The following is a 17,074-nucleotide window of genomic DNA, read 5'->3' as shown; positions in this document are numbered from 1 at the left end:
CGGGACACCGCCCGGCGCGTGTGCGCCGGGCCGGACGGTGCTGCCCGCAGACGAAGTCCGCGCGCCCCGCTCAAACGGGTCGCCTTCGAACTTCCGCACCCCGTCGGTGCGTTTCTGCGGAGAAACTCTCTTGTCGACGAACCCGAACGTCTCTTCCGGCCTGCCCGTCGGGCATGGCCTGCTCTGTCTGATCGTCACCGGTGCCGCCTGGGGCACCGCCGGCGCCGCCGCCTCCCTCGTCTACCGGACCAGTGACCTGGGTGCCTTCGGCCTGTCGTTCTGGCGCTGCGCGCTGGGGCTGCTGTTCCTCCTGGCCGGGCGCGGGCTGCGCCCCAAGACCCGGCCGGCCCCGACCGAACCGCTGCCGCGCCGGACGGTCCGGGCCCTCGTCACGGGCCTCGGGCTGGCGGTGTTCCAGAGCGCCTACTTCGCGGCCGTGGAGTCGACCGGGCTCGCCGTGGCCACCGTCGTCACCCTCGGCGCCGGGCCCGTGCTCATCGCGCTCGGCGCCCGGCTCCTGCTCGGGGAACGGCTCGGCGCCGGAGGTGTCCTGGCCGTCGGCGGCGCGCTCGCCGGGCTGGCCGTGCTGACCTTCGGCGGCTCGGCCGCGACCGTCCGCCCGGCGGGCGTGCTGCCGGCGCTGCTGTCGGCCGCCGGATACGCCGTCATGACGCTGCTGACCCGCTGGTGGGGGAGGAGCGGCGCGGTCGACGCCTCCGACACCACCGTCTCGGCCTTCGCGGTGACCGGCCTGTGTCTGCTGCCGTTCGCCCTGCACGACGGGCTGCTCCCGCACACCGCCCACCCGGCCCGGCTGCTCTGGCTCCTCTGCTACATCGCCGCCGTGCCGACCGCTCTCGCGTACGCCCTGTACTTCGCGGGAGCGGCCGTCGTACGGTCCGCCACCGTCTCCGTGATCATGCTGCTGGAGCCGGTGACCGCGGCCGTGCTCGCCGTCGTGCTGCTCGGCGAACGGCTCACGGCGGCGACCGCGGCCGGCACGCTGCTGATGCTCACGGCGGTCGCGTGCCTCGCGGTGAGCGAGGCACGCGGCGCCGGCCGGCGGGGGCCGGTCCCGGGGAGACCGCGCCGCCCTACCGCGCCCTGAGGTAGTCCGGCAGTGCGATGCCGGGGGCCAGGTCGGCGTTGGGGACCGGCGTGTCGTAGCCCTTGCGGAGCGGGACGACGCCGGCCCAGTGCGGCAGGGCGAGGTCCTCGGGCTCGTCGTTCGCGCCGCCGGTGCGGACCTTGGCCGAGACCTCGTCCAGGTCCAGGCGGATCACCGCGGTGGCGGCCAGCTCCTTCTTGTTCGCGGGCCGGGAGTCGGCGGCCCGGCCCGGCACGACGTGGTCCACGAGCGCGTCCAGGGCGAGGCGCCGCTCCTCGGGGTCGGTGACCTGGTGCGCGACGCCGTGCACCACCACGGAGCGGTAGTTGATCGAGTGGTGGAAGGCGGAGCGGGCGAGCACCAGCCCGTCCACATGGGTGACCGTCAGGCACACCGCCAGCCCCGGGTCGGCCGCGCCGGACATCCGCAGCGGACGGGAACCGGTGGACCCGTGGACGTAGAGCCGCTCGCCGACCCGGCCGTAGAGCGTCGGCAGCACCACGGGTGCCCCGTCCCGGACGAAGCCGAGGTGGCAGACGTATCCCTCGTCGAGTATCGCGTGCACCAGTTCCTTGTCGTACGACGCCCGGTCCGCGGAGCGCGTGGGCACGGTGCGGTCGGTCGGGGCGTAGGCGGCGGCCCGGGATTCCTCGGTCGTCCCCTGCATGACGGTCCTCCATGGCGAGCTGTGGCGAGCCGCGTTGCGGCGCATATTGCACTAGTGCATAATTGGCTTTGTGCTAGGAGAGTATCGGATCGAAGGGCGTGGCGCAGCGGAGATTGCGGCCGGCATCGAGGGCGCGGTCGGTTCCGGTGAGCTCGCACCGGGGCAACCCCTGCCGCCCATGCGGGAGTTGGCGGTTCGGCTGGGCGTGAATCCCAACACGGTCGCGGCCGCCTATCGCACCCTGCGCGAGCGCGGGGTGATCGAGACGGCCGGCCGCCGCGGCAGCCGGGTGCGCCCCAGGCCGGCCACCACCGGACGCGAGGAACTGCACGTGGAGGTCCCCGCCGGGGGCCGCGACCTGGCCTCCGGCAACCCGGACCCGGCCCTGCTGCCCCGCCTCGCCCCGGCCCTCGCCGCGGCGGCGCGGGAGGGCGACCGACGGCCCGTCCGCTACGGGGACGACCCCGTCGACGCGGACCTCGTCCGCCTCGCCCGCGCCGAACTCGACGCCGACGGCGTCCCCGAGGGCCCGCTGACCGTGACGTCCGGCTCCCTCGACGCCATCGAACGCGTCCTGTCGGCCCACCTCAGACCGGGTGACGCCGTCGCCGTCGAGGACCCGGGCTGGGGCAGCGTCCTGGACCTGGTCCCCGCGCTGGGCCTGCGCACCCTTGCAGTGGCCGTGGACGACGACGGGCCGCGCCCCGAAGACCTGCGCGCGGCCCTCGACGCCGGGGCCCGCGCGCTGATCGTCACCGACCGCGCCCAGAACCCGACCGGTGCCTCGGTGACCGCCACGCGCGCGCGTGCGCTGCGCGCGGTCCTGCGAGACCATCCGGGGACCCTGCTGATCGAGGACGACCACGGCCACGGCATCGTCGACCTCCCGCTGCACCCCCTCGCGGGCGTCACCCGCCACTGGGCCGTCGTCCGCTCCGCCTCCAAGGCCTACGGCCCCGACCTGCGCGTGGCCGTCCTCACCGGTGACCCGGTCACCGTCGACCGGGTGCGCGGTCGCCAGCGCCTGGGCCCGGGCTGGGTCAGCCTGCTGCTGCAACGGGCCGTGGTCCGGCTGTGGCGGGAGGGCGCCGTGGACCGCACGGCGGTGGCGCGGTCGTACGGCGCACGCAGGGACGCGCTGCTCGACGCCCTCGCGGACCGGGGCGTCGTCGGCCACGGCCGCAGCGGCATGAACGTCTGGATCCCGGTCCCCGACGAGACGGGCGCGGTGGCACGCCTCGTCCAGTCCGGCTGGGCGGTGGCCCCGGGCGCCCGCTACCGCCTGAACAGCCCCCCGGCGATCCGTATCACCGTCTCGACGCTCACGGAGAAGGACATCGCCCCCCTGGCGGAGGCGGTGGCGGCAGCGGTACGGCCGTCCCCGGCGCGGGTCTACGGGTGAACGCTCCCCCGGGAGGGCCGGGGAAGTCCGCCGCGGCTCGGCAGCGGCCCGAAAGGGGCCGTGTCCGATATGCGGCTGCCGCCGCGTGGGCGCGACCGGCCGGGACGGCGCCGCGGACGAGCGACGGCACATCGCGGCACTTCCAGCGGAGCGCTCAGGCCCCCTTCCGCCCCCGCACCTGCGTCAGGGCGGCCCCCGCCAGCACGATCACCGCTCCGACCGGCGTGGTCCAGCGCAGTGACTCCCCGAGGATCGCGATGCCGGCGGCGGTGGCGATGACCGGGATGAAGTACGTGACCATCTGCGCGGTCGTCGGGCCGACCTCCGCGACCAGGCCGTACTGGATGAGCACCGCGAGTCCCGTCCCCAGGGCGCCCAGCGCGGCGACCGCCAGCAGCGGCACCGGCGAGAAATGCGTCGGGAAGCCGGTGAACAGCGGTGTCACCACGGCCAGTTGGAGCGTCGCGAGCAGCAGCTGCGCCCCGGTCATCGACAGGTGGGAGTTGCCGGTTCCGGCGAGTGTCCGGCGGACGTGGATCCAGCCGACGGGATAGCTCAGCGAGGCCAGCAGTGCCAGCGCCGTACCCGTGGGGTCCAGGCCGTGGAAGCCCTGCCACACGCCCAGCACGGTCAGCACCCCGAGGAAGCCCAGGCCGAGGCCGGCCACGCGGACCCGGGTCGGCCGGTCCTCGGAGAGGGCGACCAGGGACAGGGCCATGCCCCACAGGGGCGAGGTCGCGTTGCAGATGCCGGCCAGCGTGGACGGGATCGTCAGCTCGGAGTAGGCGAAGAGGGAGAAGGGGAGAGCGTTCAGGAAGAACGCGGCGACCGCCATGTGACCCCACAGGCGGGCCCCGCGGGGCAGCCGTTCACGCTTGACCGCCATCGCGGCCGCCAGTACCGCCGTGCCGAACGCCAGCCGTCCGAGGGTGACCTGGAACGGCGCGTAGCCGTCCGTCCCGACCTTGATCAGCAGAAAGCTGAAGCCCCAGATCAGGGACAGCGCGCCGAAGCGGAGCCGCCAGTCGAGGCGGGGGCGGGGCCGGGACGGCGACTCGGCGGACGTGGGGGAGGACTGGGCTGGGGGTGCGGTGACCGTGCTGCGCATGGCTTCACGATGCCCGGAGCCAACCTCGTAGCACAATCGAGATTTGTCACGCAGTATCTCTTAGACTCGCTTACATGTTGAACCTTGAGCGCCTGCGCACCCTGGACGCCCTCGCCCGGCACGGCTCGGTCAGCGCCGCCGCCGAGGCGCTGCACGTCACCACGTCCGCCGTCTCCCAGCAACTGGGCAAGCTGGAGCGGGAGGTCGGCCAGCAGCTCCTCGCCAAGAACGGCCGGGGCGTGCGGCTCACGGACGCCGGCCGGCTGCTGTCGGAGCACGCGGGCCGGATCCTCTCGCAGGTCGAGCTGGCCGAGTCCGATCTGGAGGCGCAGCGCGGGCAGGTCGTCGGCGAGCTGCGGCTGGCGGCGTTCCCGACCGCCGCCCGGGGGCTCTTCCCGGCCGCGCTCGGCACGCTGCGGGGCCGGCATCCGGGGCTGCGCGTGCGCTCGACCGAGCTGGAGCCGGAGCAGGGCATCGCCGGTGTCGTGCGCGGTGACCTCGATCTCGCGGTGGTCCTGGACTGGTACAACAAGCCGATGCCGGTGCCCGACGGCCTGGTCAAGGCGCCACTGCTGGACGACCCGGCCGACGTCGCCATGCCGACGGACCATCCGCTGGCCCACCGGGACGAGGTGGACCTCGCCGAGTTCGCCGACGACGAGTGGATCACCTGGGCCGAGGGCGAGTTCTGCCACGAGTGGCTCACCTTCACCCTGCGCTCCAAGGGCATCGAGCCGATCGTCGGCCACCGCGCCAGCGAGACCCACACCCAACTCGGCCTCGTCGCCTCCGGGTTGGGCGTGTGCATCGCCCCGCGCCTGGGCCGCCGCCCGGTGCCGGAGGGCGTGGTGCTGGTGCCTCTGGTCCAGCGCGTACGCCGCCATGTGTACGTCGTCTGGCGCGCGGACGCCGACCGCCGCCCCTCCATCCGGGCGGCGGTCGAGGCCCTGCGCACGGCGGCACAGTCGGTACATTGAGCCGGTGCACTGAGCACTGCGCCCCGCCCGACGGACGTGCGCATCGCCCAACTTCCCTACGCTGCACCCAGCTTCGTGAAGTCCCAGGAGACGATCTTCTCCGGGGTCAGCCGGACCCAGGCGTGCCGGCCGTCGTGCGGCATCTCGTCCAGGCCGAAGTTCTTCCGCGCGAACAGCGTCTCAGCCGTGTCGAGTTCGGCGCAGAGCTCGCCCGTACGCGGCGCCTCGCCCACGAACTCCACCCGGCCGGCCAGCTCGACCCCGCGCAACTGGTCGTACTCCTCGCCCGAGTCGACCACGACGGCCACGCGCGGATCCCGGCGCAGCTGGGTCCAGCGCCTGCTGCGCACCACCGAGTACAGCCACAGCGAGGTGCCGTCCCAGGCGAACCACAGCGCGCTGACGTGCGGCGTGCCGTCCGCCGAGACGGTCGCCACCCGGCAGGTGCGCTGCGCGGTCAGGAACGCGTCCAGCTCACCGGGCGTCATCATGATCCTGCGGCCCCGGCGCTGATCGGTCACGGTCATGCGGCCCCCTCTTCTCCCACGCCGTCTCGGCGAACTATCGTGTCCCGGTGATCCTCTGACAACTCGTCAGAAAAGGAAATGGGTATGCCGTCGCACGCACAGCTCAGCGAACTCCTCGACCCCGCGAGCACCGTCCTGCTCACCGTGGAGTGCCAGCAGGGGGTCGTCGGCCCGGACAGCGCGCTGCCCGAACTCGCCCGCGAGGCCCGCTCCTCCGGTGCCCTGCACAAGGTCGCCCGGCTGGTCGCCGCCGCCCACGAGAGCGGGGTCCAGGTGATCCACGCCATCGCCGAGCGCCGCCCGGACGGCCGGGGCGCGAGCCGCAACGCCCGGCTGTTCCGGGCCGCCGAGCGGCTTCCGGTGCGGCAGCTGGCGGGCAGCAGCGCCGTCCGGGTCGCGCCGCCGATCGAGGTCACCGAGGAGGACATCGTCGTGCGACGGCTGCACGGGCTGTCCCCGGTGCACGGCACGGAGGTCGACGCCCTGCTGCGCAACCTCGGCTGCCGCACGCTGGTCGTCACCGGGGTCTCCGCCAACGTGGCGATACCCAACGCGGTGTTCGACGCGGTCAACCTCGGCTACACCGTCGTCGTCCCGGCCGACGCGGTGGCGGGGGTGCCTGCCGAGTACACCCCCGCGATGATCCGGCACACCCTCGCGCTGGTCGCCACGGTGGCGACCACCGACGAGGTGCTCGGCTGCCTGGAACGGCCGCGCCGGCGCGGCTGAACCGGCTCAGGCCAGGGTGATGTTCTCGCCCGAGACACTGATCTTCTCGGCGGCCAGCGGCTGGGTCGCGGGACCCTGCTTCACGCTGCCGTCCGCGACCGAGAAGTGGCTGTTGTGACACGGGCAGACGATGACGCCGCCCGACACGCTGCCCACCGCGCACCCCTGGTGGGTGCACTTGGCCGAGAACGCCTTGAACGTGCCCGCCGTCGGCTGGGTCACGACCACGCCCTGGTCCTTGAAGATCTTGCCGCCGCCCTCGGGGATGTCGCTGGTCCTGGCGAGCGCGGTGCCGCCGCCGTTCTGGGACGACCCGGAGGACGCGGACGCCCCGCCGGTGGCGGCGGCCCCGGTCGAGCCCGTCGTACCGGTCGATCCGGACCCGGTGCCGGTCGTGCTGGACGAGTTGTCGTCGCTCGAACCGCAGGCGGTCAGCGCGGCGGCGAGACCCGCGGCTCCGGCCGCCGCCACGACGGTACGACGGGCCGGGCCGGCGGACGGCTGGGGCGTTGCGGTGCTCATGTGGATTTCCCTTCCGCGGAGCTTCTCGTGATCCGTCCAGGGGTACGGCGCTCGGGCACCACCCGTTCAGACGGGCACCCAGATCCTCGCGGCCGGGACATGAGGCGGCCGTAAGCCAGAGCTGTCCGTGAGCTGTCGCCATCGCCCCAGTAGCCTGGGGCGATGCTCAAGGAAGTCACCGCGACCCGCTACATCACGCCGCTGCGTGAGGGGGGCTCGCTGCCGGGGCTCGTCGAGGCCGACGACTTCGGGACCTACGTCATGAAGTTCACCGGAGCCGGACAGGGCCGCAAGACCCTGGTCGCCGAGGTGGTGTGCGGCGAACTCGCCCGGCGCCTCGGATTCCGGATGCCCCGGCTGGTCACCATCGCGCTGGACTCCGTGCTCGGACTCGGCGAGCCCGAGCAGCAGGTGCAGGACCTGCTGCGGTCCAGCGGCGGCGCCAACCTCGGCATGGACTTCCTCTCCGGCGCCCTCGGCTACGACCCGCTCGCCTTCCCGGTGAGCCCGCAGGAGGCCGGCCGGATCGTCTGGTTCGACGCGCTGATCAACAACGTGGACCGGTCCTGGCGCAATCCGAACCTCCTCGTGCACCGGGGCGAGCTGTGGCTCATCGACCACGGAGCGACGATGATCTGGCACCACAACTGGCCCTCCGCCGAGGCCTCCGCGGCCCGTCCCTACGACGCCCGCGACCACACCCTCGCCCGCTTCGCACCGGACGTCGCCGCCGCCGCGGCCGACCTCGCGCCCCGGGTCACCGAGGACCTGCTCGCCGAGGTCACCGCCGAGATCCCCGACGCCTGGCTCGCCGACGAGCCCGGCTTCGACACCCCGGACGACCTGCGCCGGGCCTACGCTCGGCCGCTGCTCGCCCGCGCCGCCGTCATCGCCGAGCGCATCACCGGCATCGGCTCCGGCTCCGAGGAGGGCAAGTGAGCGAGACGCACATCCACATGGCCGGGCACGTCGTCGAGCGGCACATCACGCGGGCGGGCCAGGGCGGCGACCGGGACGTGTTCGAGTACGCGCTGCTGCGGGTCGTACCCCGCGTGGAGCGCGGCGAGTGCATCAACGCGGGCGTGGTCGTCTACAGCCGGGCCACGGCCTACGTCGGAGCCCGCACCCATCTGGACGAGGCCCGGCTGCTCGCCCTCGACCCGGCGGCCGACGTGGCCGGGATCAGGGCCGCGCTCGACGCGATCGAGCTCCACTGCGCGGGCGGCGAGGGGGCCGGACAGGCGGCCCGGGACGACGCCGGGCGCCGCTTCCGCTGGCTGATCGCGCCCCGTTCCACCGTCGTCCAGCCCGGCCCGGTGCACACCGGGCTGACCACCGACCCGGCGGCCGAGACCGAGCGCTTGCTCGACCTCCTGGTGAGGTAATGGGTCAGGTAATGGATCACACGCACCCGGCGCGCCGTTGACACCGGGTGCCAGGGCTTCTAGCGTCACCTGTACTGAAGGTACTAAGCGGTCGCTCACCGCACCAGGGGTTCTCTCAGCGAGGGCCCCGTCAGGTTCTCTCAAGGGCGAGGAGAAGCAATGTCCACCACTGAACAGCGGGTCGCGGTCGTCACCGGCGCGGCGCGCGGCATCGGTGCCGCCACCGCCGTACGGCTGGCCGCCGAGGGTCGCGCGGTCGCCGTGATCGACCTCGACGAGGCCGCCTGCAAGGACACCGTCGAGAAGATCACCGCCGCGGGCGGCAAGGCCATCGCGGTCGGCGCGGACGTCTCCGACGAGGCGCAGGTCGAGGCGGCCGTCGCCCGGATCGTCGAGGAGCTGGGCGCCCCGACGATCCTCGTCAACAACGCGGGCGTGCTCCGTGACAACCTGCTGTTCAAGATGAGCGTCTCCGACTGGGACACCGTCCTGAACGTGCACCTGCGCGGCTCGTTCCTGATGACCAAGGCCGTCCAGAAGCACATGGTCGACGCGGGCTTCGGCCGCGTGGTCAACCTGTCCTCCTCCTCGGCCCTCGGCAACCGCGGCCAGGCCAACTACTCGGCCGCCAAGGCCGGCCTCCAGGGCTTCACCAAGACCCTCGCCATCGAGCTGGGCAAGTTCGGCATCACCGCCAACGCCGTCGCCCCCGGCTTCATCGCCACCGAGATGACCAAGGCCACCGCCGACCGCGTCGGCATGGGCTTCGAGGACTTCAAGAAGGCCGCCGCGGGCGCGATCCCGGTGCAGCGCGTCGGCGAGCCCGAGGACATCGCCAACGCCATCGCCTTCTTCACCGGCGAGGCGGCCGGCTTCGTCTCCGGCCAGGTGCTGTACGTGGCCGGCGGACCGCTCGACTAAGCAACCCTGAGGACCTGGGGAAACACCGACATGACTGAACTCCCGGAGCTGTCCGGCAAGGTCGCCCTCGTCACGGGCGCGAGCCGCGGCATCGGCTACGGCGTCGCCGAGGCACTGGTCGCCCGCGGCGACCGCGTGTGCATCACCGGCCGCAACGAGGACGCCCTGAAGGAGGCCGTCGACAAGCTCGGCGCCGAACGCGTCATCGGCGTCGCCGGCAAGGCGCACGACCTCGCCCACCAGGCCGAGGCCGTCGAGCGCACCATGGAGGCCTTCGGCCGCCTCGACCACCTGGTCAACAACGCGGGCACCAACCCGGTGTTCGGGCCCATCGCGGACCTCGACCTGGACGTCGCCCGCAAGGTCTTCGAGACCAACGTGATCTCCGCGCTCGGCTTCGCCCAGAAGACCTGGCACGCCTGGCAGAAGGACAACGGCGGCGCGATCGTCAACATCGCCTCGGTCGCGGGCCTCGCGCCCTCGCCGTTCATCGGCGCCTACGGCGTCAGCAAGGCCGCGATGATCAACCTGACCCAGCAGCTGGCGCACGAGTTCGCGCCGAAGGTACGGGTCAACGCGATCGCCCCGGCCGTCGTGAAGACCAAGTTCGCGCAGGCCCTGTACGAGGGCCGGGAGGAGGAGGCCGCCGCCGCCTACCCGCTCGCGCGGCTCGGCGTGCCCTCCGACATCGGCGGGGCCGCGGCCTTCCTCACCTCCGCGCAGTCCGACTGGATCACCGGCCAGACGCTCGTCGTGGACGGCGGCATCTTCCTCAACGCCGGCGTGGGCTGAGCCACGGTCCGGGCGCCGATTTTCGGACGGATCGGCGCCCGGAACGCCCATCGGGTCCGCACAGCGAACTGACAACGTCGTCATCGATTCGTCATCGTCTTTTCGATCAAGAACCCTTGATCCAGGGGAGGTTCAGAGGATCGAACGCTGCGGTATGGTCTGCCGACCCTTGGTACGGCGGATCGAGGAGCGTGCGCGTGTTCAACCGGAACCGAAGCCGGAACAGAAGCCTGCGTGTCGTCGCGGCGATCGCGTCCCTGTCCCTGGCGGCCGGCTGCGGAATGCTGTCCGGCGGCAGCGGTGACGGCAAGGGCCCCATCGTCGTCGGGACCACCAGCGCGCCGAGCACGCTGGACCCGGCGGGCGCCTGGGACGGTTCCTGGGAGCTGTACCGGAACATCTACCAGACGCTCCTCGCCTACCCGAACGGCGCCACCACCCCGCAGCCCGACGCCGCCGCGAGCTGCTCCTTCACCGACTCCGGCAGCCGCGTCTACCGCTGCGAGCTGCGCCCGGGCCTGAAGTTCTCCGACGGCGACCCGCTGAACGCGAACGCCGTCAAGTACTCCATCGACCGCATCCGCACCATCGACGCCCCCGGCGGTCCCGCCGGACTGCTCGGCAGCCTGGACCGGGTGCAGGCGCTCGGCGACCGCGAGATCGTCTTCCACCTCAACCAGTCCGACGCCACCTTCCCGTTCGTGCTGGCCACCCCCGCCATGTCGATCGTCGACCCGAACGACTACCCGGCGCGCTCCCTGCGCAAGGACACCGCGGTCAACGGCTCCGGGCCGTACACCCTGCGCTCCTACACGGAGGGCGAGCGGGCCGTCCTCGCCGCCAACGGCAGCTACCACGGCTTCGCCGAGCGGCAGAACGACGCGGTGACCATCCGCTACTTCCAGGACTCGGCCGAGATGGTCAAGGCACTGCGGGACAAGCGGATCGACGTCACCTACCGCGGCCTCGCCGCCGACGACATCCTCACCCTCCAGCAGCACGGCACCGCCAACCTGCAACTGGTCGACGGCGCGGGCACCGACATCAGCTACCTCGTGTTCAACCCCAAGGACCCCTGGGCCAGGGAGCCCGCCGTCCGCAAGGCGGTCGCCCAGCTCGTCGACCGGGCCGCCATCGCGCACAAGGTCTACAAGGACACCGTCGACCCGCTGTACTCGATGGTCCCCAAAGGCCTGACCGCCCACACCACCGGCTTCTTCGACGACTTCGGCGACCCGAGCGTCCCCAGGGCCGCGAAGATCCTCACCGACGCGGGCATCCACCAGCGCGTCCCGCTCACCCTCTGGTACACCACCGACCGCTACGGCTCCGAGACCGCCCTGATGTTCCAGGAACTGAAGCGGCAGCTGGAGAGCTCCGGGCTGTTCACCGTCACGCTCCAGGGCCGCCCCTGGAAGACCTTCGTGGTCGGCTACCAGAAGGGCGAGTACCCGGTGTTCGGCCGCGGCTGGTTCCCGGACTTCCCCGACGCCGACAACTTCATCGCCCCGTTCGTCGGCGAGCACAACGCGCTCGGCACCCCGTACCCGTCCCCGGAGATCACCGGCAAGCTGCTGCCGCACTCGCGCGCGGAGAGCGACCGCGCCCGGACCGTCAAGGACCTGGAGCAGGCCCAGCAGATCATGGTGAACGACGCCCGGCTGATCCCGCTGTGGCAGGGCCGGCAGTACGTCGCGGCCAGCGACGACATCTCCGGCGGCGAGCAGGCCCTCGACCCGTCGACGATCATGATGATGTGGATGCTGCACCGCAAGACCAGCTGGTGAACCGGCCTTCACGTGCCCGTTGTCAGTGGTCGCCTGTAGGTTCTGAAGCCTGGAAGTGACCGCACGTCGGCTTCGGCCGTAATTGATCGACACCGTGAGGACGTTGACGTGACCGACATCGCCATGCTGCCCGAATCCTGGCGCGGGGTTCTGGGCGACGAGCTCCAGCAGCCCTACTTCAAGGAGCTGACCGAGTTCGTCGAGGAGGAGCGGGCGCGGGGTCCCGTCTATCCGCCGCGCGACGAGGTCTTCGCCGCGCTCGACGCCACGCCGTACGACAAGGTCAAGGTCCTCGTCCTCGGCCAGGACCCGTACCACGGCGAGGGCCAGGGCCACGGCCTGTGCTTCTCGGTCCGCCCGGGTGTGAAGACCCCGCCCTCGCTGCGGAACATCTACAAGGAGATGCAGGAGGAGCTGGGTCTGCCCGTCCCGGACAACGGCTATCTGATGCCGTGGGCCGAGCAGGGCGTCCTGCTGCTCAACGCGGTGCTCACCGTCCGGGCCGGCGAGGCCAACTCGCACAAGGGCAAGGGCTGGGAGAAGTTCACCGACGCCGTGATCCGCGCGGTGGACTCGCGCCCGGACCCGGCGGTCTTCGTCCTGTGGGGCAACTACGCGCAGAAGAAGCTGCCCCTGATCGACGAGACCCGGCACGTGGTGGTCAAGGGCGCGCACCCCTCGCCGCTGTCCGCGAAGAAGTTCTTCGGCTCCCGCCCCTTCACGCAGATCAACGACGCGATCGCGGCGCAGGGCCACGAGGCGATCGACTGGACCATCCCGGACCTCAAGGGCTGACCGGCCGTACGGGCGGTCCCGTGCCGTACGGGGCCGCCTGCCCGGGATTGCCGCCGCGGCCGGTTAGCGTCGGGACCGGACAGTCGACGAGTGCCCGGAGGACGCGGTGGCGGAGCGGCAGGAGCAGGTGGCACCGGATGCCGTGCTGACGCGGATCGGGCAGGTCGTGATGCTGCACCACGGCGGCGACCGCGAGGAGGCCCGCAGTCGCTTCCTCGCGCTGTGGGCGGAGATCGGGGAGTCGGGGGACCCGCTGCACCGGTGCACCCTGGCCCACTATCTCGCCGACACCCAGGACGACCCGGGCGACGAACTGGCCTGGGATCTACGGGCGTTGACGGCGGCCGAGGAACTGGCCGACGGCGGCGACGGTGAACCGGCGCGCGTCCGCGGTTTCCTTCCGTCCCTCCACCTCAATCTCGCCGCCGACTACGTGAAGCTCGGCCGAGCGGACGCCGCGCGCAGCCATGTGCGCCGCGCCCGCCGCGCCGCGGGTGCCCTCTCCGACGACCGCTACGGCGACGGGGTGCGGGCCGCCATCAGGCGGCTGGAACTGCGGCTGGGGGAGTAGGCCCTGCCCGGCCCCGGACGTGGACCGACCCGGCCAGGGCGGCGGAACCGGTGGAGATGCCCCGGGCGGCGGGGAACAGCGCGGCCGAGGCCGCGACGACGTCAGCGGCCGTACGTCTGCTCGCAGATCCGCGCCGCCGGGCTGTCCCCCTGCCAGCCGCCGTACTTCCTGCCCAGGGCACAGACGTCCGGGGCCTGTTGGGCCGGGCCGGGGAAGTCGGGGGTGTCGGTGTGCGGGGGGCGGTGCCGGTGCTCGGGGCGGGTGCGGGGGTGCGGAGGAGCGGGCTCGGCCGCGCGAGGCCGGGGTGCGGTCGGTGCGGCCTCGGCCGTATGCCGTGGGGCAGCGTGCTTCCTGTGCTTCGGCCGCCGGGGCGAGCCCGCCATTTCCAGGGCCTGCTGGGCCGGGGCCTGGATCACCCGGGGCGCCACGCTGCCGTCCGGCCGGGGTGCCGTCGGCTGTGTGGGAGCCGTGTCCGGCGGCGGTGCCGGAGTCGCCGGGCCCGGTACCGTCACGCAGCCGGAGAGGGCCGAGAGGGCCACGGTGACGAGGAGCGCTGCGGTGGTGGTCGTTCGATGCACCCGGGCAACTCTGCTGGTTCGACGCCCGCGTTGGCACGAAGGTGCCGAGGTCGATGCCCCCGCACGGGTGATCTCGTGCCCCGTACGGAGGGTTCCGGGGTGCCGAAGGTGACGATCAGTCTCCGGTGGCGCCGTCGATCCGCTCGCGGATCAGGTCGGCGTGGCCGTTGTGCCGGGCGTACTCCTCGATCATGTGGGTGTAGATCCAGCGCAGGCTGAACGGCGTGTCCCTGAACCTGCTCTTCCCCACGGACAGATCGTCGAGCCCGAAACCGGCCGCGTTGCGCCGGGCGGTCTCGATCTCCGCCTGCCAGGTCGCGTACGCCTCCTGCCAGGTGTCGGCCTCGGGGACATGGAAGTCGCCGTCCTCGTCCTCGTCCGTGTAGTAGATCGGCCCCGGATCGTCGCCCGTCAGCACCTTGCGGAACCAGCCGCGCTCGCACTCGGCCAGGTGCCGCACCAGCCCCATCAGCGACAGCTCGGAGGGCGGCACGGACGCGGTGCGCAACTGCTCGTCCGTCAGCCCCTGGCACTTGGCGGCCAGCGTCTGCCGGTGGTACTCCAACCAGCCCTCCAGCATGGCGCGTTCACCGGCGGTCTGCTCGGGCTCTCGGCGTTCGGTCGTCGTCATGCCCCGTATCCTCCCCCGGTCCATCCCGCCCCACCAGCGGTTTTCCGGCTCCCGCGCGGCTTCGACGGCATCGCCGGCCGGCGGCCCCCGTATGCTGCCGAGGAAGCACGCACGGGCAGGCGAGACAGGGAGCACACGTGAAGGTCGGCTGCATCGGACTCGGGGACATCGCGCAGAAGGCCTACCTGCCGGTGCTGGCCACGCAGCCCGGGATCGACCTCCACCTGCAGACCCGGACACCCGCCACCCTCGGCCGGGTCGCGGACAGCCTCCACCTGGCGGACGAGCGGCGGCACACCACGCTCGACTCCCTGCTCGCCGCCGGCCTCGACGCGGCCTTCGTGCACGCGCCGACCGCCGCCCACCCCGAGATCGTCACCCGGCTCCTCCAGGCGGGCGTGCCGACGTACGTGGACAAGCCGCTGGCCTACGAACTGGCCGATTCCGAACGGCTGGTGGGCCTCGCCGAGGAACGCGGGGTCTCCCTCCTCGTCGGCTTCAACCGCCGCTACGCCCCCGGGTACGCGCAGTGCCTGGACCATCCGCGCGAGCTGATCCTCATGCAGAAGAACCGGATCGGGCTGCCCGAGGAGCCGCGCTCGATGATCCTGGACGACTTCATCCATGTCGTCGACACCCTGCGGTGGCTGGTGCCGGGAACGGTCGACGACGTGACCGTGCGCGCCCGGACCGAGGGCGGGCTGCTGCACCACATCGTGCTCCAGCTCGCCGGGGACGGCTTCACCGCGCTCGGCGTGATGAACCGCCTCAGCGGCTCCGCCGAGGAGATCCTGGAGGTCTCCGGGCAGGACACCAAGCGCCAGGTGCTCAACCTCGCCGAGGTGATCGACCACAAGGGCCAGCCGACCGTGCGCCGGCGCGGCGACTGGGTGCCGGTGGCCCGGCAGCGCGGCATCGAGCAGGCGGTCCTCGCCTTCCTCGACGCCGTACGCGCGGGCAGGGTGCTCAGCGCACGGGACGCACTGGCGACCCATGAGCTGTGCGAGCGGCTGGTACGAGCCGTCCAGGACCGTTCCGCCGCAGCAGCCTGAGCGCCCTCGCCCCCTCTGTCGCGCCGAGGGCGGCCAGCACCAGCAGGGCGCCGCCCACCGGCCAGTCGCCGTAGCGGACGTACGGCGTGACACCGTGCGTCAGCGGTACGTCGTACACGCGGGCCGTGTTCGCGTCGGTCCCGAGCCAGGGGCCCAGGCGCTGCCCGCTCGGCCCGAAGACCGCCGAGACCCCGGTGAGGGTCGCGTGCACCATCGGGCGGCCGGTCTCGGCGGCCCGCAGCGCACCCAGCGAGGCGTGCTGCTCCGGCGCCCAGCTGCCCTGGAAGGTGGAGGTGGCGGACTGGCCGAGCAGGACGTCGGCGCCGTCCTCGGCCAGATGCCGGCTCATGTCGGGGAACGCGGTCTCGAAGCAGATCAGCGGGCCGATCCGCAGCCCGTGCCCCACGTCCATCACGACCTGCCGGGTGCCCCGCCTGCGGTCCTCGCCGGCCGCCTTGCCGACCGAGGTGGCCCAGCCGAGCAGCGAGCGTGCCGGTATGTACTCGCCGAACGGCACCAGCCGCATCTTGTCGTACCGGTCGCCCGTCGGGCCGTTCGGGCCGATCAGCACCGAGCTCTTGTAGATGCCGGGCCGGTCGGAGCGGCGGGCGTCCACGTTGACCAGCACATCCGCGCCGACCGTCCGGGACAGCGCGGTGATCCGGCGGGCCAGGTCGGGCCGGTCGCCCAGGTCGAAGCCGACGCTGGACTCGCCCCACACGACCAGGCCGACGTCCTGCCCGGCCAGCTGCCGGGTCAGCTGCTCCTCGCGGTCGAACCGCTTGTCGCCGCCGTCCATGACTCCCGGCTGTACGACGGCGATCCTGACGTGCCCGGCCACCTCCGGGCGGGGCGCCCACGCCCACGCGGCGGAGGTCGCGGCGGCCGTCGCGACCAGCGAGGCCACCGCCGGCACCCGCGCCTCGCGCACCGAGACCAGCACGGCCGCCGCCACGTTCACGGCCACGATCAGGAAGCTGAGCAGCCACACCCCGCCGACCGAGGCCAGCCGCAGCGCGGGGGAGAGCTGCCACTGGCTGGCGCCGAGCATCCCCCACGGCCCGCCGAGGCCCTGCCAGGACCGCACCAGCTCCACGATCAGCCAGGCCGACGGCAGCACCAGCAGCGCGGCGCCGCCCCGGCCCGCCGTGGGCCGCCCGCCCAGGAAGCGGCGCACGAGCCAGCCCCAGGGCGCCCAGAGCGCGCCCAGCAGGGCGGCGATCACGAAGAGGAACACGGTCAGGCTCGGCAGCAGCCAGTGGTGCACGGCCAGCAGAAAGCCGAAGCCGCCGCTCCAGCCGTCGTACGCGGCCCGCCGCCCGGTCGGCGCCGAGCGGGCCAGCAGGATCCAGGGGACCAGGGCGACGTAGGCGAACCACCAGAGGGAGGGGGCCGGGAAGGCCAGTACGGGCAGGGCGCCGGCGAGCGCGGCGACGGTCGAGCGGCGCCAGGGGGAGGTGAGCCAGTGATCGATCGTCCTCATGTGGACCCTCCCTACCCGGCCTGCGCTTCCAGTGTGCGC

19 protein-coding genes are annotated in these 17,074 nt (G+C 72.7%); 12 read left to right on the top strand and 7 right to left on the bottom strand.

The features are described 5' to 3' along the window. Positions 1-130: 130 nt before the first annotated feature. Positions 131-1,108 carry a DMT family transporter gene (locus AC4OXY_RS12450; protein ID WP_491993924.1) on the top strand — a complete coding sequence of 326 codons (978 nt, stop codon included), beginning with the start codon at positions 131-133 and terminating at the stop codon, positions 1,106-1,108. On the opposite strand, the gene AC4OXY_RS12445 is transcribed toward AC4OXY_RS12450, so the two are convergent. Next, positions 1,095-1,775, bottom strand: a complete 681-nt coding sequence (locus AC4OXY_RS12445) for a pyridoxamine 5'-phosphate oxidase family protein (protein WP_362821391.1) — start codon at positions 1,773-1,775, stop codon at positions 1,095-1,097. The genes AC4OXY_RS12450 and AC4OXY_RS12445 overlap by 14 nt on opposite strands. Before the next feature lie 70 nt (positions 1,776-1,845). Between AC4OXY_RS12445 and AC4OXY_RS12440 the strand changes: the two genes are divergently transcribed. Continuing rightward, positions 1,846-3,177, top strand: a complete 1,332-nt coding sequence (locus AC4OXY_RS12440; RefSeq protein WP_356029987.1) for an aminotransferase class I/II-fold pyridoxal phosphate-dependent enzyme — start codon at positions 1,846-1,848, stop codon at positions 3,175-3,177. 154 nt (positions 3,178-3,331) lie between these two features. Here the strand turns inward: AC4OXY_RS12440 and AC4OXY_RS12435 are convergent, their stop codons facing one another. Next, positions 3,332-4,285 carry a DMT family transporter gene (locus AC4OXY_RS12435; protein WP_491993923.1) on the bottom strand — a complete coding sequence of 318 codons (954 nt, stop codon included), beginning with the start codon at positions 4,283-4,285 and terminating at the stop codon, positions 3,332-3,334. Between the two features lie 74 nt (positions 4,286-4,359). Between AC4OXY_RS12435 and AC4OXY_RS12430 the strand changes: the two genes are divergently transcribed. Continuing rightward, on the top strand, positions 4,360-5,262 hold the full coding sequence (locus AC4OXY_RS12430; protein ID WP_356029989.1) for a LysR family transcriptional regulator: 903 nt from the start codon (positions 4,360-4,362) through the stop codon (positions 5,260-5,262). Between the two features lie 56 nt (positions 5,263-5,318). Here AC4OXY_RS12430 and AC4OXY_RS12425 read toward each other — a convergent pair whose 3' ends face one another. Further along, positions 5,319-5,789 (bottom strand): pyridoxamine 5'-phosphate oxidase family protein, encoded by a 471-nt coding sequence (locus AC4OXY_RS12425; protein ID WP_491993922.1) that lies wholly within the window; start codon positions 5,787-5,789, stop codon positions 5,319-5,321. 84 nt (positions 5,790-5,873) lie between these two features. On the opposite strand from AC4OXY_RS12425, the gene AC4OXY_RS12420 reads away from it, so the two are divergent. Further along, positions 5,874-6,518, top strand: coding sequence for a cysteine hydrolase family protein (locus tag AC4OXY_RS12420; protein ID WP_491993921.1), 645 nt, complete (start codon positions 5,874-5,876; stop codon positions 6,516-6,518). 6 nt (positions 6,519-6,524) lie between these two features. On the opposite strand, the gene AC4OXY_RS12415 is transcribed toward AC4OXY_RS12420, so the two are convergent. Beyond that, positions 6,525-7,040: a Rieske (2Fe-2S) protein gene (locus AC4OXY_RS12415; protein ID WP_356029993.1), complete on the bottom strand. Its 516-nt coding sequence runs from the start codon at positions 7,038-7,040 to the stop codon at positions 6,525-6,527. A gap of 162 nt (positions 7,041-7,202) precedes the next feature. Here AC4OXY_RS12415 and AC4OXY_RS12410 point away from each other — a divergent pair, with 162 nt between their 5' ends. The 7 genes from AC4OXY_RS12410 (at position 7,203) to AC4OXY_RS12380 (ending at position 13,291) form a co-directional block, all read left to right on the top strand. Beyond that, the gene (locus AC4OXY_RS12410; protein WP_362821388.1) at positions 7,203-7,979 is read left to right on the top strand and encodes a HipA family kinase; all 777 of its coding nucleotides are present in this window, start codon (positions 7,203-7,205) and stop codon (positions 7,977-7,979) included. Beyond that, positions 7,976-8,425 (top strand): DUF3037 domain-containing protein, encoded by a 450-nt coding sequence (locus tag AC4OXY_RS12405; protein ID WP_356029996.1) that lies wholly within the window; start codon positions 7,976-7,978, stop codon positions 8,423-8,425. Before AC4OXY_RS12410 ends, AC4OXY_RS12405 begins: the two co-directional genes overlap by 4 nt. 159 nt (positions 8,426-8,584) lie before the next feature. Then, positions 8,585-9,346 (top strand): 3-oxoacyl-ACP reductase FabG, encoded by a 762-nt coding sequence (gene fabG, locus AC4OXY_RS12400; RefSeq protein WP_362821386.1) that lies wholly within the window; start codon positions 8,585-8,587, stop codon positions 9,344-9,346. A 30-nt stretch (positions 9,347-9,376) separates the two neighbouring features. Beyond that, positions 9,377-10,138: an SDR family oxidoreductase gene (locus AC4OXY_RS12395; protein ID WP_356029999.1), complete on the top strand. Its 762-nt coding sequence runs from the start codon at positions 9,377-9,379 to the stop codon at positions 10,136-10,138. A gap of 191 nt (positions 10,139-10,329) precedes the next feature. After that, positions 10,330-11,925 carry an ABC transporter substrate-binding protein gene (locus AC4OXY_RS12390; protein ID WP_362821385.1) on the top strand — a complete coding sequence of 532 codons (1,596 nt, stop codon included), beginning with the start codon at positions 10,330-10,332 and terminating at the stop codon, positions 11,923-11,925. Between the two features lie 108 nt (positions 11,926-12,033). Continuing rightward, positions 12,034-12,720, top strand: a complete 687-nt coding sequence (gene ung, locus AC4OXY_RS12385) for a uracil-DNA glycosylase (protein ID WP_356030002.1) — start codon at positions 12,034-12,036, stop codon at positions 12,718-12,720. Between the two features lie 106 nt (positions 12,721-12,826). Beyond that, on the top strand, positions 12,827-13,291 hold the full coding sequence (locus AC4OXY_RS12380) for a hypothetical protein (RefSeq protein WP_356030003.1): 465 nt from the start codon (positions 12,827-12,829) through the stop codon (positions 13,289-13,291). A 101-nt stretch (positions 13,292-13,392) separates the two neighbouring features. Here the strand turns inward: AC4OXY_RS12380 and AC4OXY_RS12375 are convergent, their stop codons facing one another. Both AC4OXY_RS12375 and AC4OXY_RS12370 read right to left on the bottom strand, forming a co-directional pair. Beyond that, positions 13,393-13,869 (bottom strand): hypothetical protein, encoded by a 477-nt coding sequence (locus AC4OXY_RS12375; protein ID WP_356030005.1) that lies wholly within the window; start codon positions 13,867-13,869, stop codon positions 13,393-13,395. Positions 13,870-13,984: 115 nt separating this feature from the next. Continuing rightward, positions 13,985-14,500, bottom strand: coding sequence for a DinB family protein (locus AC4OXY_RS12370; RefSeq protein ID WP_491993920.1), 516 nt, complete (start codon positions 14,498-14,500; stop codon positions 13,985-13,987). A gap of 137 nt (positions 14,501-14,637) precedes the next feature. On the opposite strand from AC4OXY_RS12370, the gene AC4OXY_RS12365 reads away from it, so the two are divergent. After that, the gene (locus AC4OXY_RS12365) at positions 14,638-15,552 is read left to right on the top strand and encodes a Gfo/Idh/MocA family protein (RefSeq protein WP_356030008.1); all 915 of its coding nucleotides are present in this window, start codon (positions 14,638-14,640) and stop codon (positions 15,550-15,552) included. Here the strand turns inward: AC4OXY_RS12365 and lnt are convergent. Continuing rightward, positions 15,467-17,035, bottom strand: coding sequence for an apolipoprotein N-acyltransferase (gene lnt, locus AC4OXY_RS12360; RefSeq protein ID WP_362821381.1), 1,569 nt, complete (start codon positions 17,033-17,035; stop codon positions 15,467-15,469). The two genes, AC4OXY_RS12365 and lnt, sit on opposite strands and share 86 nt — an antisense overlap. Between the last annotated feature and the right edge of the window lie 39 nt (positions 17,036-17,074).

This window comes from Streptomyces sp. HUAS MG56 (genome assembly GCF_058673395.1).
The sequence above is the reverse complement of the archived record's forward strand: the minus strand, read 5'-3'. Positions and strand labels throughout refer to the sequence as shown.